The sequence below is a fragment of the Pseudomonas entomophila L48 genome (assembly GCF_000026105.1).
Taxonomy (GTDB): domain Bacteria; phylum Pseudomonadota; class Gammaproteobacteria; order Pseudomonadales; family Pseudomonadaceae; genus Aquipseudomonas; species Aquipseudomonas entomophila.
This window is the reverse complement of sequence record NC_008027.1, coordinates 4,584,367-4,597,946: the sequence shown is the minus strand read 5'-3', so window position 1 is coordinate 4,597,946 and position 13,580 is coordinate 4,584,367. Positions and strand designations below refer to the sequence as shown.

Here is a 13,580-nt window from a genome sequence, read left to right as displayed (position 1 = left end):
CCTGCAAGGTGAGTTGTAGGGATAAACCTGTGTGTCATAGGACAATTCTTACATCTGTTTGGTTGAGGGACTACTAGGATCGCCGCGGTTATCAACGCCGTATCGGCTAAAGAATTGCTTCACAAAGGTAATGTCCATGCGAGATTTTCATCGTACCAGACCGAACTCTATTTCAAACTTCCCCTTGTCCAAGCTGGCATGCTTACTGACCTTGGGCATCCTCAGCCCGCAGGTTTCGGCGGTGGTCCTGAATAACCAGACCTTGACGATCACCCCAGCCGACGCACCGACCAACTATGTCCTGATCAACCAGTCCGTACTCACCGTTGACGGTGCGCAAACGACCAGCATCGGGGTCACCAACTCGCAGCTCAATGTCCTCAGCGGCACTTCACAAGTGACCAATGGCACGGCGGTAGGGCTGACCGACAGCCGGGCAAGCATTGCCAACGCCACTATTACCAGTGCCAATGGTGTCGGCCTGGCACTGACGCACGCTGCGGGCGCAGGCTCCACGGCGGTAGTGCGCAACAGCCAGATCCAAGGGGGGACGGCTGCGGTGCAGGTCAACGCGGGTGGTTCTCTCGATATCTCCGGTTCACAGATGACCGCGACTGCGGCCGGTGGCAATGGCCTGCGGCTTCAGGGGGGCACGGCTCAGGTCAGCGGCAGCAGTATCGTCGGGCAAGGCGCCGGTGTGCTCATGCTGACTGAAGTGGCCCGACCGACCGTGGCAACCTTGCGCCTGGACGGTAGTGATGTAACAAGCACCGCAGGCCCTGGCGTCGATGTGCGAACCCGCAGCGATGCGGTCATCGACCTGAGCAACGGTGCTTCTATCAAGGCTGGCAATGGGACGGCGATCCAGGTGGCCGGCTTCTCCAACCTTGCCCTTACCGCCAGTGATTCGACAATCAGCGGTAACGTCAACGTGCTGGCAGGTGGCAAGGCGAACCTGGCACTGCAGCGTGCCACGCTGACCGGCGACGTTATTGTCGGAGAGGGTAGCGATGTTGCGGTGGCATTGGCTGATCGTTCGCAGCTGACCGGTAATCTCAACGTGCTGGCAGGAGGCAAGGCGAACCTGGCACTGCAAGGCGCCACGCTGACCGGCGATGTTGTCGCCGCAGAGGGTAGCGATGTTGTGGTGGCACTGGCTGACCACTCGCAGCTGACCGGCAATTTACAACAAGTGCGGGCCCTGACCCTGGACAGCGGCGCCCAACTGACCGGCACCACCATTGGGCTGGGCCAGGCCAGCATTGGCCCGGACTCCATCTGGACCCTTACGGGTAACAGTGATGTCGGCAAATTGTCCATGGGCGGTGGTACCGTCGTCTTCGGTGACACGCCAAGCTTCCATACCCTTACCGTTACCGACCTCTCCGGCAATGGCAACTTCCATATGGGCGGTGACTTCGTCACTGGCCAAGCGGACCAATTGGTTGTCACCGGCACTTCCAGTGGAAACCATGGGCTGTTGGTAGCCAGCACTGGCCAGGAGGCAAGTGTTGAGTCGCTCTCACTGGTACGCACCGCCGACGGCGGCGCACAGTTCCACCTGCTCAACGACCGTGAGCGGGTCGATGTGGGCGCGTACTCCTACGAACTGTCTCAGGACGGCAATGACTGGGTACTGAACCGTGAGACCCGCACCGTCGCGCCGATCACCATGGCCGCCATGGCGCTGTTCAACACGCCGATCACCGTGGCCTACGGCGAACTCAGCTCGCTGCGCAGCCGCATGGGCGAGTTGCGTTACAGCGAAGGGCGCAATGCCGGTGTTTGGATGCGTGCCTACGGCAACCAGTACAACGTCAGCGGTGCCTCCCTGGGCGCGGGTTACCAGCAGAACCAGCGCGGCCTGAGCCTGGGCGCGGACATGCAGCTGTCCGACAGCGATTGGCTGGTGGGTGTGCTGGCCGGTAGCAGCCGTTCGGACCTGAACCTCGACTACGGTACTTCCGGCACCGTCGACAGCTACTACGTGGGCGGCTACGCCACCTGGCTGGACCGTGAGACCGGCTTCTACGTCGACACCGTGCTCAAGTACAACCGCTACCAGAACAATGCCAAGGTCGGCATGAGCGACCACACCCGCAGCAAGGGCGACTATGACACCCACGGTGTGAGCGCGTCGGTGGAGGCGGGCAAGCACATCAAACTCAACGATGGCTACTTCATCGAACCCTTCGTGCAGGTGGCCACCGCCGCCGTCGCTGGCAAGGACTACACCTTCGACAATGGCTTGCGCGCCGAAGGCGACATGGCCAAGTCGTTGCTGGGCAAGGTGGGCACCACCGTCGGCAAGACCATCCCGCTCGATGGCGGGGCCATGGTGCAGCCTTACGTGAAAGGCGCCTTCGCCCACGAGTTCGCCCAGCGCAACCAGGTACAGGTCAACAACAACGTGTTCAACAATGACCTGTCCGGTTCGCGTGCCGAGCTGGGTGCCGGGGTATCGTTGGCGCTGTCCAAGCAGTTCCGTGTGCATGCCGATGTGGAATACAGCAATGGCAAGAACATCGAACAGCCTTATGGTGTGAATGTGGGCGTGCGTTACGACTTCTGAAGCGGGGTCTGCGCGCGCGTACCATCGAGAGCTGCAAGCTCGCTCTTAATGGTGTCCAAATTCGTGGTGAAGATGACCTTGCGCGCTCTGCCAGTGGCGAGAAGTATCTGTGTAGGCAGGTACTTCACGTCCCACTCCTTGAACAGTAAGGTCAGCACATAGTCCTTCCAAGGTGGGTCGCAAGAATCCACGTTGAATGCGTAGAACGCGTATCCCTCCATGTCACTGGCTAATCCCGATAGCTTTGGATGAAGCGCCATGCAGGGTGGGCATTGGTCGGAGTGGATCAGCACCATGCACGGCTTGGGCTGATGACTCTGTATGACCAGTGAGATGAGGGCTTCCAGGTCGGTCAACGGAACCATGGCCATTGAGTGTACTCCTACGCGCCAGAGGAGCTCCCATTCAACGCCTCGGTTGTGATGAGCGAAACTGGCAAAAATACCAGTTGTTCAATTTGCTCAGTCGCTGCCCGCATTCCAACGCCGAAACAACGGCTCCGCCAGAAACAACACGAACAACAACCGCATCACCTGCAACGCCGTCACCAACGGCACCGACAGTTGCAACGTCTCCGCCGTCAGGCTCATCTCCGCGATGCCACCCGGCATCATCCCCAAGGTCAGCGAGCGCAGGTCCAGGTGCGTGAGCAGGCTCAACGCCCATGCCGCGCCTGCGGCGATCAGCATGCACAGCCCCGTGGCCAGCAAGGTGCGCCCGAGGAACGACGGCGCGCGGCGGAAGAACGCCCGGTTGAAGTGGCAGGCCAGGCCGCTGCCGATCAGCCACTGGCCGATCTGGCTGGCGCCGTTGGGCAAGCCGATCTGCAGATTGCCCGCAAGGCTTACCGTGGCCGCCACCAGCAACGGCCCGAACAGCCACGGATTGGGTTGGCGCAGGCGTTGCCAGATCAGCGCCACGACCACGCCCAGCGGCGCGATCAATGCCAGCCAACCCCAACTGACACTGCCCGCATGATTCAGCGGCACGCCATCGCCCAGCAGGAACTTGGACAGCGCCGGCACGCACAGCACCACCGCCAGCACCCGCAGGCTTTGCGCAGCCGCCACCTGGCTGAGCACCGCGCCGTTGCGCGCGCCCAGGTTGACCATCTCTCCCGAACCACCCGGCATGCTGGCGAAGAACGCCGTGGCACGGTCCTCGCCGGTGCGCCGCAACAGCCACACGCTGATCACGCTGGACAGCGTGGTGAACAGCGCGCCGAAGAAGATCAGCGCAAAGTGATCGGCGACCTGCTCGATCACCGCCGGGGTGAAGTGCAGGCCGATACCGATACCGATGATCCACTGGCCGCACTTGCGGCCGTTGGGGATCTCGCTCAGTTGCCAGGGCGTCAGGCAGCGCACCAGGATGATCGCCAGCAGCGAACCGACCATCCACGGCAAGGGCCAGCCGACCTTGCTGGCGGCATAACCGCCCGCAAGGCCGACCAGCCCTGTGGCCCAGAACAGCGGCAACGACCGGTCAGGCATCGGCCATGGCCCGGCGTTGCAGGGCACGTTTGCGCCAGCCGCGCAGCAGCGGCAGGCTGAGCATGCAGACCACCAGCACCCACACGCCCATGCTGATCGGGCTCGACCAGAGGATGCCCAGCTCGCCGTTGGAGATCGACAGCGCGCGGCGCAGGTTCTGCTCCATCAGCCCGCCGAGGATGAACCCCAGCAGGATCGGCGACAGCGGGAAGTCCAGCTTGCGCAGGATGTAGCCCATGATGCCGATGCCGACCATCAGGAACAGGTCGAAGGTGGTGGCATGCACGGCGTACACACCGATCGCGGTAATGATCGCGATCACCGGCACCAGCGCCCAGTTCGGCACGGCGAGGATGCGGGTGAACACGCGGATCATCGGCACGTTGAGGATGATCAGCATGAGGTTGGCGATGAACAGCGAGGCGATCAGGCCCCAGACGATGTCCGGCTGTTGCTCGAACAGCAGCGGGCCCGGGGTGATGTTGTACAGGGTCAGCGCGCCGATCATCACTGCGGTGGTGCCGGAACCGGGCACGCCCAAGGTCAGCATCGGCACCAGGGCGCCGCAGCAGGAGGCGCCGATGGCGGTTTCCGGCGCGGCCAGGCCACGGGCGTCGCCCTTGCCGAACTTGCCCTTTTCACCGGCCAGGCGTTTCTCGGTCATGTAGGCCACGGCACTGGCCAGGGTCGCGCCGGCACCGGGCAGCACGCCCATGAAGAAGCCGAGCAGGCCGCAGCGGATGTTGACGAAGAACACCGACGCCGCTTCCTTGAAGTTGAACAGCATGCGCCCGGTAGCTTTCACCGCGACATGGCCGTGGTGGGTCTTCTCCAGCAGCAACAGGATTTCGCTGATGGAGAACAGGCCCAGCACCAGCACGACGAACTGGATGCCGTCGGCCAGGTGCACGCTGTCGCCGGTGAAGCGGTACACACCGCTGTTGGCGTCGATGCCCACCGCCGACAGGAACAGGCCGATCAGCGCGGCGATGAAGGTCTTCAGCGGCTTGTCGCCGGCCATGCCACCGAGGGCGACGATGGCGAACACCATCAGCACGAAGTACTCCGCCGGGCCAAAGGCGATCGCCCATTTCGCCAGCAGCGGGGCGAACAGCACCATGCCGCAGGTGGCGATGAAGGCACCGATGAACGAACTCCAGGCCGACAGCGACAGGGCCACGCCGGCCAGGCCCTGGCGCGCCATGGGGTAACCGTCGAGGGTGGTCATCACGGTGGAGGCTTCGCCGGGGATGTTCAGCAGGATCGAGCTGATGCGCCCACCGTATTCGCAGCCCAGGTACACGGCGGCCAGCAGGATCAGCGCCGACTCAGGCGGCAAACCGAGGGCGAAGGCGATGGGGATCAGCAGCGCCACGCCGTTGATCGGGCCCAGGCCCGGCAGCAGGCCGACCACGGTGCCGATCAGGGTGCCGGTCAGGGCGGTGACCAGGTTGTACGGGCTCAGGGCGACGCCGAAGCCCTGGCCGAGGTAGCTCAAGGTATCCATGTGTCAGTTCTCCAGTACGTCGAGCAGGCCGAGGGGCAGGGGCACGTCCATCACGCGGTCGAACAGCCAGTAGAGAAAGAGGCTCATGCCCACCACCACCAGGGCGCTGTGCAGCCAGCGGCCGCCGTACAGGCGGGCCATGGGCACGCCGACGAGGATGGCGCTGAGGATGAAGCCCAGGGCTTCGAAGGTGCTGGCGAAGACGATCAGCAGGCCGACGCAGGCGCTGATCTTGATGAGTGTCTCGCGGTCCAGCTCAGGTTCGTCGTCCTTGCGCACGATGGGCGTGGGGCGGATGGCGAGGTAGAGCAGGCCCAGGCTCATCAGGCCGAGCATCAGCAGCGGGTAGGCGCGTGGGCCCACCGGTTCATAGGAGAAGGCGGCCTGGTAGGGCCAGGCCATCACGGCCAGCACGGCGCACAGCGCGAGCAGGGCCAGGGCGAAGAGGCGTTGCAGGATCATGGGGGAATCCTCGGTAATGTTCGACACGGCGTGGCCCCTGTAGGAGCGGCCTTGTGTCGCGAAAGGGCTGCGCAGCAGCCCCAGCGATCTATGTGCGGACGCTAGAAGCCTGGGGCCGCTTTGCGGCCCTTTCGCGACACAAGGCCGCTCCCACAGGGACGGTGGCGGGCTTACTGGATCAGCCCGAACTCACGGGCCAGCGCCTTGTAGTCCGCCACTTGCTTCTTCACGTAGCCATCAAGTTCTTCGCCGGTCATGGCGAACGGGAACAGCTCGCGCTGGTCACGCAGCTTGGCGAAGTCGTCCGAGGCCAGCAGCTTGTCGAACGAGGCCTTCCACCAGGCGTAGTCCTCGTCGCTGACCTTCGGCCCCAGGTAGAAACCGCGCACCACCGGCCAGACGATGTCGTAGCCCTGCTCCTTGGCGGTGGGGATGTCTTTCATCTCCGGCTCGTCCAGGCGTTTTTCGGAGAACACCGCGAGGATGCGCATGTTGCCGCTCTGGATATGCGGCATGGAGTCGGAGATGTCGGTGGAACCGACCTGGATATGCCCGCCCAGCAGCGCGGTGGCGATCTCGCCGCCGCCTTCCAGGGCCACGTAGCGCAGGTCGCGCGGGTTGATGCCGGCGGCCTTGGCGATCAGCGCAGTCTGCATCCAGTCCTGGCTGCCCACGGTGCCACCGGAGCCGATCACCACCTTGCTCGGGTCTTTCTTCAGCGCCGCGACCAGGTCATCGAGGGTCTTGTAGGGCGAGTCGCTCTTCACCGCGATGGCGCCATAGCTGGTGCCGACGGCCGCCAGCCATTTCACCGCGTTCTCGTCGAAGCGGCCGAACTTGCCCTGGGCCAGGTTCAGCAGCGAGCCGCTGGACCAGGCCACCAGCGTGCCGGCGTCGGCCGGGCGCTGGGCGACCACGGCGTTGTAGGCCACCGCGCCGACACCGCCGGGCATGTAGGTCACGCGCATGGGCTTGCTGAGGATCTTCTCGTTGACCAGGGCGCTTTGCACCAGCTTGCAGGTCAGGTCGAAACCGCCGCCGGGCGAGGCCGGGGCGATGCATTCGGGGCGTTTCGGTTCACCTGCCAGGGCGTTGCCGGCGAGCAGCAGGCAACCGGTGGCGAGGACGAGGCGGCGCAGTGAAAAAGTCATCGTCTAACTCCATGAGCATTGTTGTTATGGGTTACCGCAATTGGCTTACCACAGCGCCACGCTGTAGCTCACCAGCAGCCGCACTTCGTCCGCGTCGCGGGTGAAGTTGGAGCGGAAGGTGGCATTGCGCAGGCGCACGGCGACGTTTTTCAACGGGCCGCTTTGTACCACGTACTTGAACTCGGTGTTGCGCTCCCACTCCTTGCCCTCGCTGCCATCGGCGCGGCTGACGTTGTCGCCGTTGATGTAGCGGGTCATGAAGGTCAGCCCGGGGATACCGAGGGCTGCGAAGTTGTAGTCGTAGCGCACCTGCCAGGAGCGCTCGTCGGCGCCTGCGAAGTCGTTGATCTGGACGAAGTTGACCAGGTACGGGTCGGCGCCATCGACATAGGGGAAGGCGCTGTCGCCAGTCAGTTGCTGCCAGGCGGCGCTGACCTTGTGCCCGCCCAGGCCGTAGCTGAGCATGCCGTTGAAGGTGGTGTTGTCGATGCGCCCGGCTTTGGCGGAGCCTGCGTCGTCACTCACGGCCAGGCGCAGGTCGGCGCCGAAGGTGCCCGGGCCCCAGGGCTGGGTGGCGACCATGCCGATGAAGTGCTGGCGGTAGATGTCTTCGAGCTGGGCGAAGTGGTAGCTGCCGGTGATGCGGTCGGTGAACTTGTAGTCGACGCCGCCCAGGTCGAGGTTGTCGGCGCTGAAGGTGCCACCGAAGCGGCCATTCTTGTTGTTGAGGGCCAGGTCTTCCCAATTGGTGTCGTCGCGGTCCTTGGCCTTGTCCACGCGCCCGCCGGTGAAGGTCAGGCCCTTGATCTCGTTCGAGGTGAGCAGGCCACCTTCGAAGGTCTGCGGCAGGATGCGCCCGTCGTTGGGCTGCAGGGTGGGCAGTTCGGGGATCAGGGTGCCGATCTTCAGTTCGGTCTTCGACACTTTCACCTTGCCGGTGAGCCCCAGCTTGGAATACTCGTCGGCCGCCTTGCCGTCGTCGTGGGTGGGCAGCAGGCCGGTGCCCGTGCGGTCCTTGCTGGAGTCGAGCTTGACCCCGACCATGCCCAGCGCGTCCAGGCCAAAGCCCACGGTGCCTTCGGTGTAGCCGGACTCGAAGTTGAGCATGAAGCCCTGAGCCCATTCGTCGCGCTTGGATTGCTGCGCGCTGGTGCCGTCGCGGAAGTCGCGGTTGAAGTACATGTTGCGGGTTTCGAAGGTGGCCGTGCTGTCTTCGAAGAAGGCGGCCTGGCTCAGGGGCGCGACCCCGGCAAGGGCGAAGGCGCTGGCGAGGGCGGAAGGTCGGGCGGCGAACGAACGGGTAGGCGCGAACGCCTGCGGCTGCATGGACAGCATCGTCGGTGACTCCATTTATTGTTCTTATGTGTTGCACCTTGCTGGTGCTTTTTGCGGCGCGCGGGGCGACCGTGGTGCGATGCTAGGTAACCAACCTTTCGCTAACCTTTCAGCGTGAAAGGTTTCTTGCGAGGGCTTCACAGGCCCCCTCACGGCGGTACACTCCGCGCCAACCGACCCACCCAAGCTGGGAGAATCCGATGCGTGTGCTGCTGGTCGAAGACCACCTGCAACTGGCTGAAAGCGTGGCCCAGGCTCTCAAGAGCCAGGGCCTGACCGTGGATGTGTTGCACGACGGCGTGGCCGCCGACCTGGCGTTGGCCAGCGAGGACTACGCCGTGGCCGTGCTCGATGTCGGCCTGCCGCGCCTGGACGGTTTCGAGGTGCTGGCGCGCCTGCGCGGGCGCGGCAAGACGTTGCCGGTGCTGATGCTCACCGCGCGCAGCGATGTGAAGGACCGGGTCCACGGCCTGAACCTGGGCGCCGACGACTACCTGGCCAAACCGTTCGAATTGACCGAGCTGGAGGCTCGGGTCAAGGCGCTGCTGCGCCGCAGCGTGCTCGGCGGCGAGCGCCAGCAGCGCTGTGGGCCGTTGGTCTACGACCTCGACACCCGCCGATTCACCTTGGGCGATGAACCGCTGACCCTCACGCAACGCGAGCAGAGCGTGCTCGAGGCGTTGATCGCCCGGCCGGGGCGGGTGATGAGCAAGGAGCAGTTGGCCGCCCAGGTGTTCGGCCTGGACGAAGAAGCCAGCCCCGACGCCATCGAGATCTATATCCACCGCCTGCGCAAGAAACTCGACGGCCATCCGGTGGCCATCGTCACCTTCCGCGGCCTGGGTTACCTGCTCGAGCATCGCGATGCGTGACAACGTCAGCCTGCGCGGGCGCCTGCTGGGCAACCTGGCACTGTTGCTGGTGGTGCTGATGCTGGCCAGCGGCCTGAGCGCCTACTGGAACGGTCGCGAGGCCGCCGACACCGCCTATGACCGTACCTTGCTGGCTTCGGCGCGGACCATCGCCGCAGGCTTGTCACAGCGCGACGGCACCCTCAGCGCCGACGTGCCCTACGTGGCCCTGGATACTTTCGCCTACGACAGCGCCGGGCGCATCTACTACCAGGTGCTGGATATCCACCAGAAGCTGATCTCCGGCTACGAGAACCTGCCCGCGCCACCTGCGGGCACGCCGCGTACCGACGACTACCCGGCCCTGGCGCGTTTCTACAACGCCACCTACCTCGGCCAGGACGTGCGCGTGGTCAGCCTGCTCAAGCCGGTCAGCGAACCCAACATGAACGGCATGGCCGAGATCCGCGTGGCCGAGACCGAAGAGGCGCGGGTGCGCATGGCCCGTGGCCTGATGGCCGACACCTTGCTGCGCCTGGGGATGCTGGCGCTGGGGGCCCTGGTGATGGTGTGGTTCGCGGTCAGCGCGGCCTTGCGCCCGCTGGAGCGGCTGCGGGGCGCGGTGGAGGAGCGACAGCCCGATGACCTGCGCGCCTTGCCGGTGGTGCAGGTGCAACGCGAACTGGGGCCGCTGGTGCGCGCGCTCAACCATTTCACCGAGCGGCTGCGTGGGCAGTTCGAGCGCCAGGCGCAGTTCATCGCCGATGCCGCCCACGAGCTGCGCACCCCCTTGGCGGCACTCAAGGCCCGGGTCGAGCTGGGCCTGCGTTCCAAAGAGCCCGACGAATGGCGCAAGACACTGGAAGCCGCGGCCCAGGGCACCGATCGCCTGACCCATCTGGCCAATCAGCTGCTGTCGTTGGCGCGGGTGGAAAACGGCGCGCGGGCCATCGCCGAGGGCGGGGCCCAGCGCCTGGACCTGAGCCAGCTGGCCCGGGAGCTGGGCATGGCCATGGCGCCACTGGCCCACGCCCGTGGTGTGTCCCTGGCGTTGGAGGCCGAGGCGCCGGTGTGGCTCAAGGGCGAGCCGACCTTGCTCAACGAGTTGCTCAGCAACCTGGTGGACAACGCCCTGGCCCATACGCCGCCGGGTGGCGATGTGGTTCTGCGGGTGCTGGCACCGGCCGTGCTCGAAGTGGAGGACGATGGGCCGGGGATTCCCGAAGGGGAGCGCGAGCGGGTGTTCGAGCGCTTCTATCGGCGCAGTGCCCAGGGCAGTGGCCTGGGGCTGGCCATCGTCGGCGAGATCTGTCGGGCGCACCTGGCGCAGATCAGCCTGCATGACGGGGAGCGGGGCGGGTTGAAGGTACGGGTGAGTTTCATCGCCGATTGAAGCTGCGATCGCTGTAGGAGCGGCTTCAGCCGCGATCACCCGCAAAGCGGGTGCCAGACACCACGACGCCAGCATCGCGGCTAAAGCCGCTCCTCCAGGCGAACCGGGTCAACGCAGCATGTTCCGCGCATCCAGCAATTCTTCCATATCCAGTTCGGTACCGAATGGCAGCCCCAGGTGCCGGTAGGCGGGTAGGGCGGCCAGCGGCCGGCTGCGCCCGCGCTGGCTGATGCAGCGGGCGATCTGCACCACGTCGATGTAGTCCAGGGTGTCGGTGCGCCGGTCCAGGTCCTGGATCTCGCTGGGCAGCTTGACCAGTTGCTCGGGGAACTCCCAGGCACTGAGGATCTTGTCGCCCAGCGCTGGCTGGATCTGCTCGATCACGTAATGCAGGCAAACCGGGTCGGAAATCAGTTCGTTGTGCTCTTCGGCATAGATCAGCACGGGCAGCGCGCCGATCTGGTGCACCAGGCCGCCGAGGGTGGCCTGGTCGGGCTTCAGTTGCGTGTACCGCCGGCACAGTTCGTAGCTGATCCCCGCCACTTCCAGGCTGCTGGCCCAGATATCCCGCAGCTTCTGTTCGACCGCCGGCGAGCGTGCGTGGAAGATCTGCTCGATCACCAGGCCGATGGCCAGGTTGCAACTGTAGTTGATGCCCAGGCGGGTGATGGCGGTGTGCAGGTCGGTGACTTCGACGGCGGCGCGCAGCAGCGGGCTGTTGACCACCTTGATCAGGCGCGCCGACAGCGCGGCGTCGCGGCCGATCACTTTGCTCAGGTCGGACACGCTGATCTCGCTGTCCTCGGCGGCTTCGCGGATGCTCAGGGCAACCTCCGGAAGCGTTGGCAGGACCAGGTCGTCGTTGTCGATGGCGGCGAGCAATTGCGCTTGGACCATCTCGGCCAGCTTGTTCATGGACTTCTCTACTGCAAAGGTGGTGCGGCCCCGCCAAATCGACGGGGCGGGCTGGTCAGCGCTGGATTTCCCGGTCGCGGTCCAGTTCGTAAGGCAGGTCAAGCAGTGTCAGGCGCGGACCTTCCAGGCTGCCCAGGTGCAGGTTGTCATCGGCCACCGCGTCGGCGCTGAGCACAGCCAGCAGTTCGACGGCATTGCCGCTGCTGGCACCGATCACCACCTCGCCGACCGACGAGCCGTGGGTGGGCGAGAAGATCTCGGCGCCCGGCGCGGGTACCGCTGTCTCGTCGAGCGCAAGGCGGTACTGGCGACGCTTGAGCTTGCCCAGGTACTGCATGCGCGCGACGATTTCCTGGCCGGTGTAGCAGCCTTTCTTGAAGCTCACGCCATCGACCGCCTGCAGGTTGATCATCTGCGGGATGAACAGTTCGCGGGTGGGGCCCATGACCTGGCCGATGCCGGCGCGGACCTGGCCCAGCAGCCAGTCGTTGAGGGTGCCTTCAGGCAGCTGCGCGGCGAGCTTTTCACGAACGTTGGCGGCCTGGTCGGCGGGTGCCCACAGTTCCACGCGGCCGGTGGAAGCAGTCACGGCGATCAGGCCTTCATGGCGAACCGTCGCGCCGGTTTCGCCCGGTACCTCCAGGCCCAGTGCCTGAAGCGCGTTATCGCCCTGCTGCAGGCCGAAGCGCACCCAGGCCGCGCTTTCGTCGGCCAGGGTGGCCTTGGAGAATACTGCGTACTTCTTCAGGTCGGCCAATTGCATCTCGAGCAGCTCGCTGGCCATGGCCAGCAGGTAGCCATTGCCTTCGGGCAGGATGCGGAAGCTCGACTGCATGCGGCCCTTGACCATGCAGCGCGCGCCGAGGCTCGCGTGGTCGTCGCTGAGGTAGTTGAGGTTGCAGGTCAGCTGGCCTTGCAGGAACTTGCCGGCGTCGGAGCCGCGGACTGCGAGGATGCCTTCGTGGGAGAGCGTACAGAAGAAAACGGAATCGGCCATGGTCATCGCGGTAGCTAAAGACTGGCGGCCATCATAGAACGCCAGTAACAAAATAGGTAGGTGACTAGACCAACGCCCTGTGTCGCTTCGTCCGCTGCGCGGTATACTGCGCGACCATTCGAGGAGGGCCCCATGGTCGAACAAACTGAACTCAACCGGCTTTTCTGGCACAGCCGCCGCGGCATGCTGGAACTGGACGTGCTGCTGGTCCCCTTCACCCAGGAAGTCTACCCAAGCCTGAGCGAAGATGACCGGGCGTTGTACCGTCGGCTGCTGACCTGCGAAGACCAGGACATGTTCGGCTGGTTCATGGAGCGCAGCGAATCGGAAGACCCGGAGCTGCAGCGCATGGTCCGCATCATCCTGGACCGTGTCCAGCCCAAGTGACAGCTTCGAGTGCCGTTGGCAGGGCTCTAGGCGCCTGCTGACGGCCTACCTCGCCAGCCTGGCGCTGGCGCTCATCACGCTTGCCGTGGTTGCGATACCCGCCTGGTTGTGCGGCCTTTTGCTGATTGCCTGCCTCGCCCATGCATGCTGGGCCATTCCCCGCCGGATCTTGCTGACTCATCCTGAAGCCATCACCGGCCTGCGTCGTGACGCGCAAGGCTGGCGGCTGTATTGCCGGGCCCGAGGCTGGCAGCCGGTGCGGCTATGTCGGGATAGCGTGGCGTTGCCGGGATTGGTGGTACTGCGTTTCGTTCGCCAGGGGCGGTGGTTGGGGCAGGGCCAGTGTGTTGCCAATGACGCACTTGCCCCTGATGAGCATCGCCGCCTGAGAGTGCGGCTGAAATTCAGCCGGCGCAGGTGGTCTGAACCTGTAGGAGCCAGCCTTGCTGGCGAACGGCGTCACCCCCGGACCTGAGGCCTGCGTTGATCCCGGTTCGCCAGCAAGGCTGGCGCCTAC

The 13,580-nt window shown here is 64.9% G+C and carries 13 protein-coding genes; 5 read left to right on the top strand and 8 right to left on the bottom strand.

What is annotated here, in order from left to right; genetic code table 11:
- Positions 1-241 precede the first annotated feature (241 nt).
- On the top strand, positions 242-2,572 hold the full coding sequence (locus PSEEN_RS25875) for an autotransporter outer membrane beta-barrel domain-containing protein (protein WP_158020269.1): 2,331 nt from the start codon (positions 242-244) through the stop codon (positions 2,570-2,572).
- On the opposite strand, the gene PSEEN_RS19935 is transcribed toward PSEEN_RS25875, so the two are convergent.
- The 6 genes from PSEEN_RS19935 to PSEEN_RS19910 all read right to left on the bottom strand — a co-directional run bounded on the left by PSEEN_RS19935 (position 2,560) and on the right by PSEEN_RS19910 (position 8,520).
- A complete protein-coding gene (locus PSEEN_RS19935) occupies positions 2,560-2,943 on the bottom strand; it encodes a TlpA family protein disulfide reductase (RefSeq protein ID WP_011535367.1) in 384 nt (127 codons plus the stop codon). The genes PSEEN_RS25875 and PSEEN_RS19935 overlap by 13 nt on opposite strands.
- Before the next feature lie 90 nt (positions 2,944-3,033).
- The gene (locus PSEEN_RS19930; RefSeq protein WP_011535366.1) at positions 3,034-4,065 is read right to left on the bottom strand and encodes an AbrB family transcriptional regulator; all 1,032 of its coding nucleotides are present in this window, start codon (positions 4,063-4,065) and stop codon (positions 3,034-3,036) included.
- A complete protein-coding gene (locus tag PSEEN_RS19925) occupies positions 4,058-5,572 on the bottom strand; it encodes a tripartite tricarboxylate transporter permease (protein ID WP_011535365.1) in 1,515 nt (504 codons plus the stop codon). The genes PSEEN_RS19930 and PSEEN_RS19925 overlap by 8 nt, the downstream gene beginning before the upstream one ends.
- Before the next feature lie 3 nt (positions 5,573-5,575).
- The gene (locus tag PSEEN_RS19920; protein WP_011535364.1) at positions 5,576-6,034 is read right to left on the bottom strand and encodes a tripartite tricarboxylate transporter TctB family protein; all 459 of its coding nucleotides are present in this window, start codon (positions 6,032-6,034) and stop codon (positions 5,576-5,578) included.
- Between the two features lie 170 nt (positions 6,035-6,204).
- Positions 6,205-7,185 carry a Bug family tripartite tricarboxylate transporter substrate binding protein gene (locus PSEEN_RS19915; RefSeq protein WP_011535363.1) on the bottom strand — a complete coding sequence of 327 codons (981 nt, stop codon included), beginning with the start codon at positions 7,183-7,185 and terminating at the stop codon, positions 6,205-6,207.
- Between the two features lie 45 nt (positions 7,186-7,230).
- On the bottom strand, positions 7,231-8,520 hold the full coding sequence (locus tag PSEEN_RS19910; protein WP_011535362.1) for an OprD family porin: 1,290 nt from the start codon (positions 8,518-8,520) through the stop codon (positions 7,231-7,233).
- 200 nt (positions 8,521-8,720) lie between these two features.
- Here PSEEN_RS19910 and PSEEN_RS19905 point away from each other — a divergent pair, with 200 nt between their 5' ends.
- Complete coding sequence (locus PSEEN_RS19905; protein ID WP_011535361.1) at positions 8,721-9,392, top strand: response regulator; 672 nt, start codon at positions 8,721-8,723, stop codon at positions 9,390-9,392.
- On the top strand, positions 9,385-10,764 hold the full coding sequence (locus PSEEN_RS19900; protein WP_011535360.1) for a sensor histidine kinase: 1,380 nt from the start codon (positions 9,385-9,387) through the stop codon (positions 10,762-10,764). Before PSEEN_RS19905 ends, PSEEN_RS19900 begins: the two co-directional genes overlap by 8 nt.
- 108 nt (positions 10,765-10,872) lie before the next feature.
- On the opposite strand, the gene PSEEN_RS19895 is transcribed toward PSEEN_RS19900, so the two are convergent.
- Positions 10,873-11,679, bottom strand: coding sequence for an HDOD domain-containing protein (locus PSEEN_RS19895; RefSeq protein ID WP_011535359.1), 807 nt, complete (start codon positions 11,677-11,679; stop codon positions 10,873-10,875).
- Between the two features lie 55 nt (positions 11,680-11,734).
- The gene (ygfZ, locus tag PSEEN_RS19890) at positions 11,735-12,676 is read right to left on the bottom strand and encodes a CAF17-like 4Fe-4S cluster assembly/insertion protein YgfZ (RefSeq protein ID WP_044488888.1); all 942 of its coding nucleotides are present in this window, start codon (positions 12,674-12,676) and stop codon (positions 11,735-11,737) included.
- 132 nt (positions 12,677-12,808) lie between these two features.
- Between ygfZ and PSEEN_RS19885 the strand changes: the two genes are divergently transcribed.
- Positions 12,809-13,063 (top strand): FAD assembly factor SdhE, encoded by a 255-nt coding sequence (locus PSEEN_RS19885; protein ID WP_011535357.1) that lies wholly within the window; start codon positions 12,809-12,811, stop codon positions 13,061-13,063.
- Positions 13,047-13,538 carry a protein YgfX gene (locus tag PSEEN_RS27060; RefSeq protein ID WP_011535356.1) on the top strand — a complete coding sequence of 164 codons (492 nt, stop codon included), beginning with the start codon at positions 13,047-13,049 and terminating at the stop codon, positions 13,536-13,538. The genes PSEEN_RS19885 and PSEEN_RS27060 overlap by 17 nt, the downstream gene beginning before the upstream one ends.
- Positions 13,539-13,580: the final 42 nt, after the last annotated feature.

Bases quoted from the DNA above. Each gene is read 5' to 3' on its own strand.
- PSEEN_RS19935 (WP_011535367.1), bottom strand. From the start codon at position 2,943: ATGGCCATGGTTCCGTTGACCGACCTGGAAGCCCTCATCTCACTGGTC.
- PSEEN_RS19930 (WP_011535366.1), bottom strand. From the start codon at position 4,065: ATGCCTGACCGGTCGTTGCCGCTGTTCTGGGCCACAGGGCTGGTCGGC.
- PSEEN_RS19925 (WP_011535365.1), bottom strand. From the start codon at position 5,572: ATGGATACCTTGAGCTACCTCGGCCAGGGCTTCGGCGTCGCCCTGAGC.
- PSEEN_RS19920 (WP_011535364.1), bottom strand. From the start codon at position 6,034: ATGATCCTGCAACGCCTCTTCGCCCTGGCCCTGCTCGCGCTGTGCGCC.
- PSEEN_RS19915 (WP_011535363.1), bottom strand. From the start codon at position 7,185: ATGACTTTTTCACTGCGCCGCCTCGTCCTCGCCACCGGTTGCCTGCTG.
- PSEEN_RS19910 (WP_011535362.1), bottom strand. From the start codon at position 8,520: ATGCTGTCCATGCAGCCGCAGGCGTTCGCGCCTACCCGTTCGTTCGCC.
- PSEEN_RS19905 (WP_011535361.1), top strand. From the start codon at position 8,721: ATGCGTGTGCTGCTGGTCGAAGACCACCTGCAACTGGCTGAAAGCGTG.
- PSEEN_RS19900 (WP_011535360.1), top strand. From the start codon at position 9,385: ATGCGTGACAACGTCAGCCTGCGCGGGCGCCTGCTGGGCAACCTGGCA.
- PSEEN_RS19895 (WP_011535359.1), bottom strand. From the start codon at position 11,679: ATGAACAAGCTGGCCGAGATGGTCCAAGCGCAATTGCTCGCCGCCATC.
- ygfZ (WP_044488888.1), bottom strand. From the start codon at position 12,676: ATGGCCGATTCCGTTTTCTTCTGTACGCTCTCCCACGAAGGCATCCTC.
- PSEEN_RS19885 (WP_011535357.1), top strand. From the start codon at position 12,809: ATGGTCGAACAAACTGAACTCAACCGGCTTTTCTGGCACAGCCGCCGC.